Here is an 18,682-nt window from a genome sequence, read left to right on the forward strand (position 1 = left end):
CAATTTTTAATTGATGTCGTGTTCAATTAAGACAACATTCGACCAATAACTATACCCAATGCGATTTCCTTCACTTTTTCGTCTACCAAAACATCAGCAGTTTCGAATACAGCCACGCTACTATGATCCGGTGAAGGAGGAAATCAAGGAGCGAACCGAGCGCATAAAAGAGCAGATGGAAGGGAAAGAAACCGGCGAATATCGAGCTACCAAGATCAACTTTAAAAGAAAAGCTAAATCTGCTCCAGCCACTTCTATGATCCAGCTGGGAATAGCAGCCTTACTGGGTTTGATGGTGTTGGGATGGCTTCAGTTTGGTAATGAAGTTTTCTACTACCTACTTTGGATCATGCTCCCGATATACCTAATCTATCGCCTCAAAACATTGAAAAGAAAAAGATGAGTGATGTCATTCACTTATTACCGGATAGCATAGCCAATCAGATAGCAGCGGGTGAGGTGGTGCAGCGGCCTGCCTCAGTGGTAAAGGAGATGCTGGAAAATAGTGTAGATGCCGGAGCAACCTCCATCAAGCTCATAGTAAAAGATGCAGGGAAAGCGCTTATCCAGGTGGTGGATAATGGCTGTGGAATGAGTGGAACCGATGCTCGCATGAGTTTTGAGCGGCATGCTACTTCCAAAATCCGAACCTCCGAAGATTTATTTAAAATTCGTACGCTGGGTTTCCGCGGAGAAGCTATGGCTTCAATAGCAGCAGTTGCCCAGGTGGAGTTAAAAACCAAACATCAGGATGATGAGCTCGGAACCCAACTCATCATTGAATCCTCAGAAGTAAAAAGCCAGGAACCGATTGCTTACAATCAGGGCACTTCTATTTCCGTAAAGAATTTGTTTTACAATGTACCCGCCCGAAGAAATTTCCTAAAGTCCAATCCTGTGGAGCTTCGTCACATCAATGACGAGTTTCAGCGCGTGGCTCTGGCCAATCCGGAGGTAGCTTTTACGATGGTTCAAAATGATCTTGAAACTTACAAACTGGATGCCGGGAAGCTCAGCAAACGAATCGTGCAGCTTTTTGGAAAAAACTATCAGCAGCAGCTTGTGCCCTGTGCCGAGGAAACGGATCTGGTAAAAATCACTGGATACATTGGTAAGCCTGAAAATGCCAAGAAAACGAGAGGCGAGCAATTCTTTTTTATCAACAATCGATTCATTAAAAACAGCTATCTGAATCATGCTGTGGTTCGAGCATATGAGGGCTTGCTCAAAGAAGACTATTTCCCCTTCTATGTGCTTTTCATTGACATTGATCCTGTACATGTAGATATCAATGTGCACCCGACGAAAACGGAGGTGAAGTTTGATGATGATCGAATGCTGTATGGGGTTATCAATTCTGCTGTAAGGCAGGCACTGGCTTCTTTTAATGTCACCCCCTCATTGGATTTTTCAGCAGATGTCAGCTTTGAGCACTTGAATATTCAAAGAGAAAGCCAATCGATTAAATCTCAAAAAGATAGAGATTATGGGTCGTTCAGGTCATTGGAAAGTAATCAGGAGCGTCTGGATAAATTGAATGAACTATACGCCTCAGCAACTCAGGAGGAGATTGCCACGATCGAGGAAGCAGAGAAAGAGCGCGTGGTGCAAACCACCTTTTCCAGCTCCATGAACCAGCCCGTGGAAACGGAAGAAAAAAAACCAACATATCACCTCCACGGACGTTATTTGCTTCGGCAGGTGAAGAGCGGAATGGTCGTGCTGGATAAGGTCTCAGCTCTGGAAAGGATCTTGTTTGAGCAGTATCAGCGATCGATGAAATCGGGATCAGGTACTTCACAATCGTGCATGTTTCCTCAACAGGTCGCGCTTAATCCTTCAGATTTTGCATTGACCATGGGGCTGAAGCAGGAGATCAATCAGCTGGGCTTTGAATTCGAACAGATGGGTGAAAGTATGATTGTGATACAAGGAATCCCCTCTGAGCTGGCACCATGCAACGAAAAGGAGGTCTTTGAAGGTCTAATAGAGCAGTATAAGTTTAATGCCGAAAAACTGGACCTTCCGAAGAATGAAAGCCTGGCTCGTGCACTAGCTAAACGTACAGCGGGAAATCGGTGTGGTAAACTGAAGGAAGAAGAGATGGATCACCTGATGGATCGGTTGTTTGCATGTGCTCAGCCAAATTATACCCCGGATGGCAATCCCACGTATGTTTTGGTTAGCTTAGAGCAAATAAATGAGTGGTTTAGGAAGTAGGGCTAAAAAAATAAATAGAAAATAAAAAAGTTAATTCGCAGTGTTTAGGAGACTCACCCCGGTAGCAAAAAATATTTTGATCATCAATGTGGCAATATTGCTACTCTCGTCTGTGCTAAGACTACCGCTCAACGATTGGTTTGGGCTAAGGGTAGTTTACTCTTCCGAGTTTGCTCCCTACCAGTTCCTGACTTACATGTGGCTTCATGGTGGCATGTGGCACCTGTTTGGCAATATGATAGCGGTACTTGTTTTTGCTCCAATGCTGGAGATGGTATGGGGATCTAAGCGTTTTCTGATATTCTATCTGGTCTGCGGGATAGGTGCTGGTATACTTTATGGTGCTGCTGATGCTATCGAAAAGTTGCCGCTAAAGAATGCTGCCGAGGCATACATGGAAAATCCAAGCCCTGAAGCCTTTGAGAGATTTATTTTGGATAATAAATCATTTATTAATGTAGCGAGAGGTGCAGAGTTGCTAGACCTGTATTATGACAATCCTGCATATGAACAGGAAACGATTGCTGCTGTTAGAAGTATTTATAACGGGGTAGTTACCAATGGCAACATGGTGGGTGCCTCCGGAGCTGTGTTTGGGATTTTGTTTGCGTTTGCCTTCCTATTCCCCAATACCGAGCTGTTTTTACTCTTTCCGCCCATCCCCATAAAAGCTAAGTATCTGGTCTTTTTCTATGCGATGTATGAGCTCTATGCAGAGTTTAACCGAACGCCTGGAGACAATGTGGCTCACCTTGCTCACCTGAGTGGAATGCTAATTGCTTTTATTTTGTTGAAATTCTGGAAAAATGATACCCGAAAGTTTTATTAAGTGATGAACGGAGGAATTAAAGAGGAATTCAAAAATGCCTGGAGCAAGCCAAACAATGCGGTAGTTCAGATTATTCTGATCAATCTCATTGTTTTTGTATCCGCTCGGGTGATCAAGGTATTCTTTGATTTGAGTGGAGCGACAGACACATTTTATTTCATTTTCAGAAAGCTACAATTACCCGCTGATGTTGGGAGTTTTCTACTCCAACCCTGGTCATTGGTCACCTACTTCTTTACTCACTTCGATTTCTTCCATATCCTTTTCAATATGCTGTTCCTCTTTTGGTTTGGACGAATCATTCAGGAGTTTTTGAATAGCAAACGGGTCATTTCTCTATATGTCCTGGGTGGACTGGCAGGAGGGATTCTCTACATGTTCATCTATAATTTCATGCCGTTTTATGCTGATCGGGTGGCAGAATCAATGATGCTTGGAGCTTCTGCAGGGGTTTTTGCGATTGTGGTTGGAGCGGCAGTTTTCATGCCCAACTATACGTTCTTCCTGCTTTTCATTGGGCCGGTTAAGATCAAGTATATCGCCATATTTTATGTTTTCATGTCATTCATAGGAACAACTGGAGCCAATGCCGGAGGTGAAATTGCCCACCTTGGGGGTGCGCTGGTTGGTTGGATGTACATTTCTCAGCTCAATAAAGGCTCAGATATGGGTGGCTGGGTGATCTCATTTATTCAGTTTATCAAAAGCATGTTTAAACCTCAGCCCAAAATCAAGGTGACGCATCGCTCGGGTAACAGAAGACCAACCAAAAAAGAAGCAGCTAAAGCAGCCGATTCTTCGAATACCCCGCAAGCTGAGATTGATGCTATTCTGGATAAAATATCTGAGAAGGGGTATGAAAGCCTGACCAAAGACGAGAAGCAAAAGCTTTTCAATGCCAGCAAAAAATAGCATAGAATTTGCTACTCATAGTTTAAAATAAAACAAGCTATGAGTAAATACATTTTCACCCTCGCTTTAATCGCTTTTCTAGGATGCAAAGAAGAGTCTCTAAGCCCTGACACCCTGCTACAACAGATGCAAGAGGTATACACCCAGATTGAGGATCACATTGAAACGTCATGCGATTCTTCTGATCAATGTGTGGCAACAGCTATTGGAGTAAAACCTTGTGGGGGACCAACAAAATTTATTATTCACTCTAACGCGACGGATCAGACAAAGCTTGATGAATTGGTAGCCGATTACAACGAACTGAACAAACAATACAATGAAGCCACGAAAGCCGGATCAGATTGTTCAGTGGTTACTGCCCCAGCTGTTGAGTGTGTTTCAGGGAATTGTCAGGAAGCTGAAACAAGATAGTTCAGCTTGCTTTCGACTTGTTAGCTAGCTGGCCACAAGCGGCATCAATGTCTTTACCTCTACTCCTCCTCACACTTGTGTGGATGCCTCCTTTGATCAAGTGATTGGCAAAACGATCGATGGTTTCAGGATCAGCTTTAGTGAATGATGCTTCTGAAATGGGGTTGTATTCAATGATATTTATTCGCACACCAGGTACTTTTCGTGCGTACTTGAGAAGCTTTTCCGCATCATCGATGGAGTCATTGAAATCATAAAACAGGATGTATTCAAAGGTGATTCTGTTGCCGGTTTTGTCATAGAAATATTGCAATGCCTTGGACAAAGCTGCCAGCGTATTCGTTTCGTTAATCGGCATAATGGTATCACGCTTCTTATCATCCGCAGCATGGAGTGAGAGCGCAAGATTGAATTTCACTTCATCGTCCGCCAGCTTGTTGATCATCTTGGCAATACCCGCGGTAGAAACGGTGATCCGCTTGGGAGACATATTGAGTCCATCCTCAGAGGTGATTCTGTCTATGCCATCCATCATGCCTTTATAGTTGAGCAATGGCTCGCCCATTCCCATAAATACGATATTGGAAAGTGGTTTTTGATAGTGTTCCTCAGCCTGATCACGAATAGCCACTACCTGATCATACACCTCCGCTCCATCAAGATTTCTCTCACGCTTCATATAGCCGGTAGCACAAAATTTACAGCTTAGCGAACATCCTACCTGCGAAGAAACACAAGCCGTCATACGGTCATCTGCTGGGATCAACACTCCTTCAATCAAGTGGTTATCGTGCAAACGAAAAGCAGACTTTATGGTGCCATCGTTGGAAAGCTGAGAATTATCGATTGTTATGTGATTAATCACAAATTCAGATTTCAACTTGTCTCTAAGAGGTTTGGACAAGTTGGACATCTCATCAAAAGATTTGGCTGATTTTGCCCACAGCCACTCCCAGACCTGTTTCGCCCTGAATTTTTTTTCTCCATTTGCCTCAAACCAACTCGTCAGGCTCTCCAACGACTCTTTTCGGATGTCCTTCATTTTGCAAAGGTATGAAGATGGTTTCGGTTCTTTTACTATTTTCGTCGGGTGACCCTTATCGACAAACTGAATAGTGCTATTGGCAAGGCTGTTTCATGGCTTACCTTCACGCTGGTGCTCGTGATCGTGGTGGACGTAATTCTCCGCTATACGCTCAGTATTACATCGGCAGCCTCGTTCGAGTTGGAGTGGCATCTATTTGCTGTGATATTTTTGTTGGGCGCTGCATACACTCTCCAGCAAGACAAGCATGTTCGAGTAGATGTATTCTATCATAGCTTTTCTGATAAGACCAAGGCCTGGGTCAACCTTTTGGGAACAATATTCTTACTTCTTCCTTTTTGCATAGTTGCCTGCTGGGAGTCTATTTCATTTGTGTACAGTTCGTATCTCATGAATGAAACAAGCCCCCAGCCAGGAGGACTGCCGGCAAGATGGATTATTAAGTCAACCATTCCTGTAGGTTTTCTGCTGCTTGGTTTACAGGGTGCCTCGCTTATTTTGACTTCACTCAAAACCATCAGAGGTAATGCTTGAATACTTACCTCTCATCCTTTTTGGAGCCATTTTCCTCCTAATCCTACTGGGTTACCCGGTGGCTTTCACTCTTGGTGGGCTTTCCATTGTAGTAGGGTTACTCGTCTTTGACATGGACTTTTTCTACCTGCTTTCCTTGCGGGTATATGGCACCATGCAAAATTTCGTCCTTCTGGCTGTCCCACTATTCATTTTCATGGGCATGATGCTGGAAAAATCTGGTATTGCTGAGCGTCTGCTTCATACCATGAGTATGCTTTTCGGTAATATACGTGGTGGACTTGCTATTGCCGTAGTTGTTGTGGGGGCCATGCTGGCAGCATCAACTGGAATTGTTGGTGCCACGGTAGTTACTATGGGATTAATCAGTTTGCCCACCATGCTTAAAAATGGCTATGGTCCCAGAATAAGTACGGGAGTTATTGCTTCCTCCGGAACATTAGGACAAATCATTCCCCCATCAGTGGTCTTGGTATTGCTGGGTAGTGTGCTCAATGTATCCGTAGGTGATTTGTTTCTGGCGGCCATTGTGCCCGGTGTGTGCCTGGTGGTTATTTACCTGCTATATATTATCGTTTACGGTCAAATTTATCCTGAACGGGTACCTAAAGTATCGAAGGAGAAACTTCAGGAGTTTCGAGATGAGGGCTTTTCGATGGATGTGGTGAAGTCATTTCTTTTTCCATTTGTTTTGATTCTGATCGTTCTTGGTTCCATTTTCGCTGGAATCGCTTCGCCTACAGAAGCAGCCGGTGTAGGTGCTTTTGGTGCTATGATACTTGCTATCGTCAGTAAGAAATTGAACTTAACAGTTCTAAAGGAAGTGATGAAAGAAACAACCATGCTCACATCCATGGTATTCATGATTTTGGTGGGAGCAACTGCCTTCTCCTTAGTCTTTAGAGGGCTGGAAGGAGATAAGTTTTTGCTGGGACTCATAGAAAGTGCCAATCTGGATGCAACGAGCTTTTTGATCTTGGTGATGGTCATAGTGTTCATTACAGGTTTCTTCATTGACTTCATTGAAATCGTTTTCATCATTGTGCCCGTGGTAGCTCCCATTTTTGTTTCTCTTGGTGTGGATTTGATATGGATAGGTATCCTCTTGGCAGTCAACTTACAGACCTCCTTTCTCACACCTCCTTTTGGTTTTGCGCTGTTTTATTTGAAAGGGGTAGCACCGCCCGAAGTAAAGACTAAACACATTTACCAGGGGATCATCCCTTTTGTAATTATTCAGTTAATCTTTTTGACTTTACTAATAATTTTCCCTGAGTTGGTTAATTTGGGTAGATGAAAGCCTTAGTCCTGTCCATACTAATTGCATGTACACTTACAGCATTTGGCCAAACAGCAAATGAGCTGAAATTGGAAATCGAAGAAACTAAAAATGACTCTCTGAGAGCTATGCTTTATGGAAAGCTGGCCATGCAATATAGAAGGTCAAACCCCGATTCTGCGTTCCATTTTATAGGTAAGGGGCTGACAGTTGCTAAAAGAATCGATAATCCTACCTGCCTGGCTTCCATGTACAATGGGTTTGGAAACATTCATTTTTTTCAATCCAATTATGACTCTTGCATCCATTACTATTCGACCTGTTTAAGAATTTCTCAAGAGCTTGCCGACAGTGCCAGAATGGGGGCCATGTACAATAATATAGGTCTTGTCTATTCCTATAAAACAGAATATGATACTGCAATAGAAATTTTGCATAAAGCCTATAGAATCAGGGAACAGCTTGCTGATGAGAGCATCACCAGCACTGTAAACAACCTTGGCATTGTCTACCAGAAAATGGATGCCTGGGAAAAGGCACTGGAATACTATAAAGAAGCGGCAGTTTTAAAGGAAAAGTATAATCAGCGACTCTCACTAAGCAATACTTTAAACAATATTGGGATAGCATTAAAACATTTAGGAAGGTATCGGGAGGCAATCCAATATTATGAGCAATCCCTGGAAATAGCCATCGAATTTGGAGACAAAATAAAAGAAGCCAATGCACACAACAACCTGGCCTCAGTTCTTCACGACATCCCTGATATGCTAAACATGGCTGGAGAACATTATCGAAAATCCATTTCACTAAAAGAGCAGATGGGTGATAAAGCAGGGCTCGCCAATAGCTACGCCAATTACGCCGAATGGCTCATGGACACCAACAACCCCACGGAGGCTCTTGGATTCATAAACAAGTCTGAGCAGTTAGATAATGAGCTGGGCAAAAATCTCTACTCGGCAAAAATCATGAGATTTAAGGGAGAAATTTATCGTGCATTGGGGAGATATAAGGAGGCCTATGAAGCTATGAACACAGCATACTCCACAAGAGAGGATGAATTGAGTGAAGACCTAAACAACAAGGTTGCCGATCTGGAAGTAGCATTTGAAACGCACAGGAAGGAATCAGAGATCACCAGGCTCTCACTTACAAACGAGCTTCAGGCTGCCAACCTGGCTAAGAGCAGGAATGCCATTTACGCAATTGGGGTTGGAGCAGCAATGAGCATCTTGGTATTGGCAGTTTACTTCAACCAGCGCCATAAAAAAATGAAGATCGAGAGGGAAGCTCAGGAGCTCCAAATTGAGGCCTTGAAGAAGCGGTTGATCGATCTCAACATCAGCCCATCAGAGCCTGAAGTAAGTATTGTTGATCTCAATAAAAAAATCAATACGCCACTCTCAGATAGAGAATTTGAAGTTTTACGGCTGACACTGGAAGGAAAATCAAATAGCGAGATCGCTGATGAACTTTCTGTCTCTACAAGTACGGTTAAATTTCACCTGCGCAACACATACGGAAAACTGGGAGTTAACAATAGAAAAGAAGCCTTAGATTATGTGGTTAAAGCCAATTAAATGTTTTGTCATCTTTTTATTCTGCCTCAATGTAGGTGCCCAGACCACCATTGAACAATTGGAGCTGGAGTTGCAAAAGATGTACGAATCAGAACCTTTGTATTTGATCACACTGACCAAGCTTGCCAAAGAGTACGCTGAAACACATCCCGATACAGCTCTGCAGCTTTGCCAAAAGGCCATCACCATTAGTGAGACCTTCAAACGAGACTCACTAAAAGGACAGATTTTTATAGGGTTTTCTACCTCATACAGTTACCTGGCTGACTATGAAAAATCAACAAGGTACTCCTTCCGGGCTATTGAGGTGGCAGAGCAATTTCAGGATACAGTCACCTTGATAGATGCATTCAACAATCTTGGCATTGACTATCTGATGCAGGAAGAAGACGCAAAAGCCGTGGAATACTTTCAACATGTAGAAAGCCTTTCACAACAATTTGGAGACACTCTCAGGTGGGGTCATGCGCTTAATAATTTGGGGATGATGGCTGGATACGCAGATAATTCACAAAGAGAGCTTGACTATTATGAGCAGGCTGCATCGCTATTCATGGCTATCAACGAAAAAGAAGGGTTTGCCAATACCTTGCTAAACTCGGGAACTGTATACTCACTCGTTTTGGAACAATACCAAAAAGCTAATGAACTATATGATCAGGCACTTGAGGTTTTTAGAGAAATAGAAATGTCATCGGGTGTGCAAAACACCTTACAGAGCAAGGCAGAAAACCTGATGTACATGGGCGAACTGGAGCAAGCGAAAAAGCTGGGACTTGAGGCGCTCCAAATTGCTCAAGAATACAAATTTGCTCAGGACGAAGTTTACACTTTTGATCTGCTAAGCAAGATAGCCGTGCAGCAAGGAGATTATCAATCGGCGCTGGAATTTTTGGAAAACAAGAATGAAGTAGCCTCGGAAATATTTACTGAGGAAAAATCCAGACAAATCGCAGAGCTGGAAACCAAATACCAAACCGAAAAAAAGGAGCAAGAACTTGCCATCGCGTCGCTTCAGCTTATCCAACAGCGACGCGAAAAATACCTGCTTGCAGGAGCTATCGTCATCATCTTGCTAGTGGGTATATTTATCATTTATTCCTTAAGGCAAAAGGCTCGACTCGAGCAAAAGCTGTTGGGTGAAGAAATCGAAAATCTGCGACTAAAGATCAATTCACTGCTTGGTGACAGTAGCGCCATTAAGCTAAATCTGGATGAATTGAATTTGAAACTGCACCAGCCCCTCACAGAGCGAGAGTTTGAGATTTTAAACCTTACGGTCTCTGATAAAACCAACAATGAAATAGCCCAGGAGGTCTTTGTATCGGTGAATACCGTAAAATACCACCTCAAAAATGTCTATGAAAAGTTGGGAGTAAACAACAGAAAAGAAGCACTTCACCTCATTGTGGGGCAATCCTAGAAACCCTTCCTACAGCTCCCATTCGATGATTTTTGAAAAACTACCCAAGTGGGTAGGCAAAAACTAGCCCACTAGGTTAGGCTGTTTCTCTTGGTATTGCGACAAGTTTGATTCAAACAAAATCGCAAAACGCCATGACACATGTCTTAGTTAAAAAATTCTTGCTCTTTGCCACCATAGTGGGGGGAATGTATTTAGCGAGTGCTCAAGTATCCGGAACCTTTACCGTTGGACCTGGAGCAAATTATGAAACACTGCCACTAGCCTTCACCGGGATTAACTCTGCAGGAGGAATTGATGGAGATCTCATTCTAGAGCTACAGTCAGATTATGATGTTACTGATTACACCACTTTAGGAGGAATTACAGGTGCAACATCTTACTCGGTCACAATCAGACCAGCCTCTGATGTTACAAACCTTCAAATCAATCACGATTTTAGACTGAATGGAACAGATAATGTCACATTTGATGGGGCCAACCCTGTCACCGGTGATAAGGTCGTTCAAATCAATGGTGAGATCAGAATGTACACTCATGTGAGAGATGTTACTTTCAGAAATTTAAAATTCAACGTCCAAGGTCAATTTGGAATTTATGGATCCAATGGAGGTGCCGCAGCGGGAGCTCAGTATTGGGATGACATCATCATTGAAAACAATGAGTTTTTCACAGAAACTCCTGTTGACCACTCAAACCCTATCTATGTTATCTATTCCAGTCCTGTTTACGGAGCTCAATCTACCTGGCCTAAGAACATAGTAATTCAAAACAACAAGTTTTACGGTTTTGAGCGAACCAACACAGCAGGAGGAGTTATATATATCCGAATGAAATGTGGGGTTAAAGCATACAATAATGTTTTCAGCCATACCTTCACTGAATTCATGACAAGCGCGACAGCTATAAATCATAGCTATGGTCATGGTGAAGCCATCAATAACACCATATACTTTGATGGTGGTAGCACGTCTCAATTTATCAATGCATACGGTTTAAGTTTTTCAGCCGGAACAGGTGGGAGTGGTATTGTCAGAAACAATATCGTGAGTATTAATAGTTCTGGAGATGGAAGCTCCTACAAAAGAGGTATTTCCTTGAACAATAACTACTCGCATAGTAACAACAACATTTATATGTATGACGATGGGGTAAGCACCCCAAACTGGTACAATAGCTATGATCAGGAAGCATCACAAGGGTATTCTCCCTCTGTAACTTTTTCAGAACCGATTTTTACTGATATCGCATCCATTGATTTTTCCTTGGCAGGATCTTCTCTCACAAACCCTGACTTCCGGTCTGCTTATACAACTTCTGTAACAACCGATATTAATGGAGACCCAAGACATAGCAACGTGCCAAGTAAAGGTGCTTTTGAAGCGCCAAATATGATTGCAGATATTACCGCTTTTAATCATGCTAACAAATACGTAGACGCAGTGATAGATAGTGAAAATTCTACCGTCCTGTTAGAAGTAACCAATGGAACGGATCTATCCAACATAGGTCCATCCATTGGCACTTACTTTGGAGCAAATGTTAGTCCAACCAGTGGAACTGTAAGAGACTTCACAACTCCACAGGATTATACAGTTACTGCGGAAGACGGAACGACACAAGACGTTTGGACTGCCACCATCGTTCACCAAAATGACGCCCCAACGGATATTTCACTCAGCTCCATGGACATTGATGAGAATAGCAGTATCGGAACAATCGTTGGGTCGTTTAGCTCTACTGACGTAGACGTATCTGATAGCCATACCTACGAGCTTGTGATGGGTGAAGGAGGTGATGATAATGGGCTGTTTGAAGTCAGTGGCTCGAACCTGATATCAGATTTTGTGTTTGATTACGAAACAAAGAATAGCTACAGCATCAGGGTTAGATCTGACGATAATGTAGCCCATGGTGGAACTTTCGAAAAAGTATTTACCATATCAATCAATGACCTGCCAGACGAAGCTCCAACTGCCATTTACCTGGATAACGACAAAGTAGCAGAAGGGGCTCCAATCGGAACAGTAGTAGGCGTATTGTCATCGGAAGATATTGATGTGGTTGATGATCATGTATATACGCTGGTATCAGGGACAGGTGATGAAGGGAATGGATTCTTCGACATTGTAGACGATCAGCTTGTAACCGCAACCAGTTTTGATTTTGCTGATGGGGCATCTTACTCTGTACTTATCCGAACTACTGATAATGGTGACGCATCCTTTGATCAGGCCTTTACCATCAATATCAAAGAAGTAAATGACGGTCCACAAGGAAGTGCGGCTAGCTCTGAGCATAAAGTCACACCAGCAGTCAGATACAGCTACACATATTTTGGGGAAGATGTAGCCATCTCTGACGGCTATGCGATTGTGGGAGCCCATGCCCATGATTACGACGAAAATGAGGAGAATTGGGTAAGAGATGCAGGGGCTGCATTCGTTTTCGAAAAAGATGAAATGGGTGACTGGGTTCAAACCCAAAAACTTGTACGACCAACTAATCGATCCAGCTATGACAATTTCGGAAAGATATTGGCTATGGATGGCGATTATGCTGCCATTGCCATGCCAAATGAAGATGGAACAAGCACCGGGTTTGGTGATGGAATCATTTTGATGTACGAGAAAAATGAATCAGGCACATGGGAATACAAACAAGAATTAACTCCCTCAGGATCCATTGATGACGGAATCGAATTTGGGTACGATGTGGACCTGGCGGGTGATTACCTTGTTGCATCTGCACCTTATGATGCTTACGACGAAAATGGAGAAAACTACCATAGTGATGCAGGAGCTGCCTACATCTTCAAAAGAAATGCCTCAGGGGTTTGGGAGGAAGTACAAAAGATTGTAGCAAGTGACCGAGAGACATACGGCTATTACTATGGTGAAAGTGTAGCGATTGCTGATGGGTTTGTTGCCATTGGTGCTTATGAGGCAAATTCACTGGCTGAAGATGGTGTTACTACCCTTGAACAAACAGGCGCCATATACATGTATGAAGAAAATGAAAGTGGTGTGTGGTCTGAGGTTGCGAAACTTGTTGCCAGCGATAGAGAAGAATACGATTACCTGGGATATTATATTGATCTCGATGACAATGTGCTGGTCGCCAGTAATTATGAAAAAAATTCATACACGGGTCAGGCATATGTTTTTGAAAGGATAGAAGGTGCTTGGGTGGAGACCCAAATTATTCTTCCTGAAAATTCTTTTGAGGAACAGGAATTTGGAGTTAGTATTTCTCTATCTAATGGTACTCTGGCAGTTGGATCGCTATATGTAGATCCGAATACTGATAGAAGTGGTGTCTACATCTTCTCCAGATCTGGTAGCGAATGGGTACAAAGTGACATTATTACACCTGCGTCCTATGACAACAATTCTAATTTCGGAAACTATATCTCTTTAGATGGTGATAATATTGTCATAGCGGATACTTATGCCAATCTGGATTCTGAGGGTCTCAATGCCATGAGCTATTCGGGAGCAGCATACATCTTTGGTCTTTGTAGCAATCCAGACCTCCCAACCATCGAGGCAAGCGACAATCAAATTTGTGCTGGAACCTCAATTACCCTTTCGGTTGGAGATGTCGGGTTGAACGATGCACTGACCTGGGAGTGGTACTCTGAAAGCTGCGGTGGTACACCTGTCGGAACCGGTACTTCAATCGAAGTAAGCCCTTCAGAAACGACTACCTACTTTGTAAGGGGAGAAGGAGCATGCTCAAGCTCTACTACCTGCTCTTTCATCACCATTGATGTGTATGAAGCATGTCCTGAGGCTAATATTCTGGCTTTTTCATTGACGGAACAAACTGATGAAGCTGTTATTGACAGTGAAAATTATACCATTACAATGGAGGTTGAGTTAGGTACAGATATCACTGCACTGACACCTAGTGTGACAGTTTCACCTGGTGCGAGCTATTCTCCCCAAGGAGCTCAGGACTTTACCAGTGCCGTAACATATACAGTGACGGCAGAGGATGGTGAGACCACTCAAGACTGGGAGGTGACGATTACCGAGGCTCCAAACACAGCACCTACGGTGGCTAACCCAATGAGTGATGCAGAAGAAGATGAAGGATTTGGCACTGTGGAGATAAGCTATTCTGGTGTGTTCTCAGATGCTGATGGTGACGATCTGAATGTTTCAGTCACTAGTAGTAGTGAAGGTGTTGTAACTGCCCAGGTGATTTCTGGAAATCAAATCCGAATTACTGAAGTGGGAACTGGCACAAGCACCATCACTCTTACCGCCAATGATGGCAATGGCGGCACTGTCTCCGATGAGTTCACATTTACTGTCAATGAAGTTTCAGAACCACTAGGACTATCGGATGCAGAAGTAAAAATCTATCCAAACCCTTCATCAGATTTCATTCGAGTGGATGCAAAAGAATCAGTATCAGTGAGGCTGCTTGACCTTAACGGCAGACAGCTGCAAGCGAAAAATGGAAACCAATTAGAGTTGAATATTCAGTCCCTCAAGCCGGGGATGTACATCCTGCAGGTGAGCGATGGTGACCGCTCTACCAGCCACAGGATAATCAAGGCAAACTAAGGCAGCATTAGCTATGGCTATTGCGATGGGTCGGCTCCAGGAGTCGGCCCTTTATTCCCCTCAGAATTAAACTTTCCTCAAATATCAACACCATGAAAAATTTACATAAAATCATATTGCAGTCTTTTCTTCTGTTTGGTATGGCATCTGTCAATGCACAAATAGAACTTGTTTCAGATATCAACTCTTCTTCGGAAGTAAAAGACCTTAGAATTGTCACAGATATTGCAATTGCTGGAGATAAGCCCATTTTCTTTTATGAAGCACATCCGGAATATGGAGATGAGCCCTGGACACTAAACGGTAGCAATGAAGTCGTTTTGATTAAAGATATACTCCCCGGAGCGCAATCTGTGGAACCAAATAACCCGATACAATTTGGCGATAAGGTAATTTTCAGCGTCCAATATCTCAACAGAGGATATTTGCCTACTATAACGGATGGAACAGAAGCGGGAACATTCTCACTAGCTGATTTTGATTCTGGAACGGATGCCTACTCATTCGTACGCCTCAATGAAACTGAATTCATGTTTCAAGTTAGAAAAAGTGATGATAGCCCAATCCAATTATGGAAAACAGATGGCACTGTTAATGGAACTTTGCAAATGGTAACATTACCAGAAGATGTCAACTACATAAATAGTCTGACATTCGCACTAAATAAGATCTTTTTCAGAGCAAGTACAGAATCACTCGGCACAGAGCTTTGGGTTACTGACGGAACAGAAAGCGGCACTAAGCTAGTAAAAGATATTTATGAGGGCACTTCCAGTGGTGACCCCTCAAAATTCACAGAAGCAAATGGCTATCTATACTTCAGAGCGCGAACAGCAACTGAAGGGTACGAATTATGGAAATCAGATGGAACTGTAGAAGGAACCAGCCTTGTAAAGGAGATCCGAACGGGAACAGCGGATGGTTTACCAAGTAACACAGCGCTTGGTGAATTTGATGGCAAGCTATACTTCGCGGCAGATGATGGAATTGTTGGCAATGAGCTATGGATATCGGATGGAACTGAGGAAGGAACTATTCTTTTTAAAGATTTGAGAGAGGCTGGATACGGTTCACCTAACAACTTCTTTGCTTTTGATGATATGCTGCTTTTCAGAGCATACGGTAGTGAAGGAGAAGAACTCTGGAAAACGGACGGCACGGCAGAAGGAACAGAACAGATCTTGGATATCAACACAGGCTCTGGGAGCTCATACGCCAACCACTTTACACTTTTCAATAACAAAGTCTATTTTTCCGCAAAAGGAGCAACCGAAGATGGTCTTTGGGTAACTGATGGGACCTCAGAGGGAACAGAACAAGTGGCAGCCATTGATTTTGGCTCCAGCAGTTCATTTAGAAGTATTGCGGCTTCCAGCACATCATTATTCATAGCCACAGAGCAAGACGGTCCGCAGCTATTTGTCAGTGATGGCACCACTGAAGGGACTATTGGCCTAAGTAACGAAGTGACGATTTTTAATAGCAGTGAACCGCGTGATTTTTTTGCCTTTAGCAATGGCATGATCTTCACAGCCACAAGAGATAATGGAGAAACCAGCTTATGGTATGAGAGCAGTGGTACCGTCGTTGATTTACTACCTGAAGGCGTGGTGGCAAAATCAAGCCTTAATGGCTGGTATTTTCAAGAGGCAATAAATGGCCAATATTTTTTTGTAGCCGACACTGAAGAAGAAGGTGAAGAACTCTGGACTACTGATGGTACCCCTGAGGGAACACAAATGATAAAAGATATAAGACCTGGTTCTTCTTCGTCTGGCATTGAAAGTGTTGCTTTATTCGGAAATAAAATAATTTTTCAAGCCCGAACCGCAGAGGAAGGTCGAGAACCATGGATCTCCGATGGAACTACTGAAGGAACGGTTTTACTCAAGGATGTCAACCCTGGTACAGGTGAAAGCAATCCACGTCATTTCACCGTGATAAATAACAAATGTTACTTCTCTGCTTCAGATGGTAGCACAGGACGTGAAATCTGGATGACTGACGGGACCGAATCAGGTACTGAGCAGTTAGTAGATCTCAATCCGTCCGCTGATGGCGTCCTGCAATTTAAATTCGTATTTAACGACCAACTCATAATCGAAGGATCTGAAGATGCATCTACTTATGGATATGAAGTAGTGATTTCAGACCTTACAGCAGAGGGGACTCAACGAATTACTGATATCAATGAAGGGTCTGGGTTTACCAACATCAGAGACTATGCCATATTTGATTCCTATTTCGTATTCTTTACTTACATCAGTGAGGATCAGAGCTACGAGCTTTGGAAATCGAACGGTACGGCTGAAGGTACTATTCTTTTGCAAGATGGAATTAAGAGATATGTCTTACAGGGCTCTGTAGGTGAGTCAGTTGTATACTTTGCCAAAGACGAAAACGACCTGGTACACCTTCAGGCAACCGATGGTAGCGGTACAACTGTCATGCTGGTTGAAGACATTCCCATTCGCATTGGAGGTGAAGATGATTTGAATGACAAGAACGCAGTTCTGGCGGATGGAAAGTTATTTATCACTGCCGGAATTTTTGAGGATGGTAATGAGTATTTTTCTGCAGGATCCGCACTGTGGGTGACCGATGGTACAGTTGGTGGCACAGTAGAGATATCTGTAGATGCATATGGGAATCCTGTTGCTCCACTAAAAGTATTTGTACACGATGATGAGGTATACTTCAACGGCTACAATACGGAAACCAATGGCTACACCCTGTGGCATACCGATGGCACCACTTGCGGCACACAATCCCTCAATGATGATCCCGTCAGTATTTTGGGAGAGTTAGCGCCTATAAATGGATATCTATACTTTCGCGGATACACTCCTGATCTGGGTTCTGAGCTTTACCGATATAACTTGAGCAGTGACATACCAAGCCTTTTAGTTACATGGTATCGAGATGCTGATGGAGATGGTTTAGGAGATATAAATGATTTCGTTGAGGACTGTAGCCAGCCTGCGGGGTATGTGAGTAATGCAGATGATTGTGTAGATGATGATGCAGAAATTAGCCAGATTACATGGTACAGGGATGGAGACGGAGACGGGCTGGGAGACGAAAATCAAACTATTGAAGCATGCGAGGCGCCAGTAGGATATGTTGATAACTCAACAGACTGTGATGATACTGATGACTCCAATCAATGTGCACTTGGTGTTGGTGATCATCTGGTTAAAATATACCCTAATCCTGCAAGTGATTATATCCATGTGGATTCTAAGGATGCAAAATCTATTCGCTTGATTGATCTTAACGGAAGAACAATATTGTATAACTCGGGAGAGCAATCGAAGATTGATATTCAAAATCTAAGACCGGGTACTTATTTACTAAAAGTGGCTGGAGACAAATCACAATCCACACACAAAATCATAAAGGCAAACTAAGGCAGCATTAGCTATGGCTATTGCGATGGGTCGGCTCCAGGAGTCGGCCCTTTTTTATTCTGCGTTCTTACGATCAAGAAAATGGACCTCCTGAATTTTGCCATTTGATACTTTGTACATCACGATTGCATAGATTTTTCTTCCCTCGCCAAAAGTGACCTCTTCATGTTCTATCACTGTATCACTTACAGCAATGCGGTTCAGGAGATTGCAATTCAGGTCCGGCGTGCTGGCAAACATGCTCCCATATTGTGCCCGCATCGTTTCCTTACCCTGATAAAGCAATTCCCTTTTATCATTAAAAACCTTCACCGAATCCGAATATGGCTCTACAAATGCCTCTATGTCCCGATTGTTATAAGCTTCCAATTGAGCATTGGCTAACTCTTCGGGTGTTTGAGCCAAAACAAGATTTGTAAATAAAACTGTCAGAATAGTTAAAATCGATTTTTTCAT

The 18,682-nt window shown here is 43.0% G+C and carries 13 protein-coding genes; 11 read left to right on the forward strand and 2 right to left on the reverse strand.

What is annotated here, in order from left to right; translation table 11 throughout:
• The first annotated feature begins 58 nt into the window (after nucleotides 1-58).
• Genes ACEQZT_RS15085 through ACEQZT_RS15105 form a run of 5 tightly spaced genes read left to right on the forward strand, consistent with a single transcriptional unit; the run spans nucleotide 59 to nucleotide 4,375 of the window.
• Complete coding sequence (locus ACEQZT_RS15085) at nucleotides 59-403, forward strand: hypothetical protein (RefSeq protein WP_370090287.1); 345 nt, start codon at nucleotides 59-61, stop codon at nucleotides 401-403.
• On the forward strand, nucleotides 400-2,220 hold the full coding sequence (gene mutL, locus ACEQZT_RS15090; protein WP_370090288.1) for a DNA mismatch repair endonuclease MutL: 1,821 nt from the start codon (nucleotides 400-402) through the stop codon (nucleotides 2,218-2,220). The genes ACEQZT_RS15085 and mutL overlap by 4 nt, the downstream gene beginning before the upstream one ends.
• Nucleotides 2,221-2,260: 40 nt before the next feature.
• Entirely contained in the window at nucleotides 2,261-3,049 is a 789-nt protein-coding gene (locus ACEQZT_RS15095; RefSeq protein WP_370090289.1) for a rhomboid family intramembrane serine protease, read from the forward strand.
• Between the two features lie 3 nt (nucleotides 3,050-3,052).
• Nucleotides 3,053-3,961, forward strand: a complete 909-nt coding sequence (locus ACEQZT_RS15100) for a rhomboid family intramembrane serine protease (RefSeq protein ID WP_370090290.1) — start codon at nucleotides 3,053-3,055, stop codon at nucleotides 3,959-3,961.
• Between the two features lie 39 nt (nucleotides 3,962-4,000).
• The gene (locus tag ACEQZT_RS15105; RefSeq protein WP_370090291.1) at nucleotides 4,001-4,375 is read left to right on the forward strand and encodes a hypothetical protein; all 375 of its coding nucleotides are present in this window, start codon (nucleotides 4,001-4,003) and stop codon (nucleotides 4,373-4,375) included.
• Nucleotide 4,376: 1 nt separating this feature from the next.
• On the opposite strand, the gene rlmN is transcribed toward ACEQZT_RS15105, so the two are convergent.
• Complete coding sequence (gene rlmN, locus ACEQZT_RS15110) at nucleotides 4,377-5,417, reverse strand: 23S rRNA (adenine(2503)-C(2))-methyltransferase RlmN (protein WP_370090292.1); 1,041 nt, start codon at nucleotides 5,415-5,417, stop codon at nucleotides 4,377-4,379.
• Nucleotides 5,418-5,465: 48 nt separating this feature from the next.
• Between rlmN and ACEQZT_RS15115 the strand changes: the two genes are divergently transcribed.
• The 6 genes from ACEQZT_RS15115 (at nucleotide 5,466) to ACEQZT_RS15140 (ending at nucleotide 18,226) form a co-directional block, all read left to right on the forward strand.
• Nucleotides 5,466-5,954 carry a TRAP transporter small permease subunit gene (locus ACEQZT_RS15115; protein WP_370090293.1) on the forward strand — a complete coding sequence of 163 codons (489 nt, stop codon included), beginning with the start codon at nucleotides 5,466-5,468 and terminating at the stop codon, nucleotides 5,952-5,954.
• Nucleotides 5,947-7,251 (forward strand): TRAP transporter large permease subunit, encoded by a 1,305-nt coding sequence (locus ACEQZT_RS15120; RefSeq protein ID WP_370090294.1) that lies wholly within the window; start codon nucleotides 5,947-5,949, stop codon nucleotides 7,249-7,251. Before ACEQZT_RS15115 ends, ACEQZT_RS15120 begins: the two co-directional genes overlap by 8 nt.
• Nucleotides 7,248-8,816, forward strand: coding sequence for a tetratricopeptide repeat protein (locus ACEQZT_RS15125; protein ID WP_370090295.1), 1,569 nt, complete (start codon nucleotides 7,248-7,250; stop codon nucleotides 8,814-8,816). Before ACEQZT_RS15120 ends, ACEQZT_RS15125 begins: the two co-directional genes overlap by 4 nt.
• The gene (locus ACEQZT_RS15130) at nucleotides 8,797-10,239 is read left to right on the forward strand and encodes a LuxR C-terminal-related transcriptional regulator (protein ID WP_370090296.1); all 1,443 of its coding nucleotides are present in this window, start codon (nucleotides 8,797-8,799) and stop codon (nucleotides 10,237-10,239) included. Before ACEQZT_RS15125 ends, ACEQZT_RS15130 begins: the two co-directional genes overlap by 20 nt.
• 134 nt (nucleotides 10,240-10,373) lie before the next feature.
• The gene (locus ACEQZT_RS15135; RefSeq protein ID WP_370090297.1) at nucleotides 10,374-14,816 is read left to right on the forward strand and encodes a T9SS type A sorting domain-containing protein; all 4,443 of its coding nucleotides are present in this window, start codon (nucleotides 10,374-10,376) and stop codon (nucleotides 14,814-14,816) included.
• Between the two features lie 92 nt (nucleotides 14,817-14,908).
• A complete protein-coding gene (locus ACEQZT_RS15140; protein ID WP_370090298.1) occupies nucleotides 14,909-18,226 on the forward strand; it encodes a T9SS type A sorting domain-containing protein in 3,318 nt (1,105 codons plus the stop codon).
• Nucleotides 18,227-18,280: 54 nt separating this feature from the next.
• Here the strand turns inward: ACEQZT_RS15140 and ACEQZT_RS15145 are convergent, their stop codons facing one another.
• Nucleotides 18,281-18,682: a nuclear transport factor 2 family protein gene (locus ACEQZT_RS15145; protein ID WP_370090299.1), complete on the reverse strand. Its 402-nt coding sequence runs from the start codon at nucleotides 18,680-18,682 to the stop codon at nucleotides 18,281-18,283.

This window comes from Ekhidna sp. (assembly GCF_964218185.1).
Classification (GTDB): domain Bacteria; phylum Bacteroidota; class Bacteroidia; order Cytophagales; family Cyclobacteriaceae; genus Ekhidna.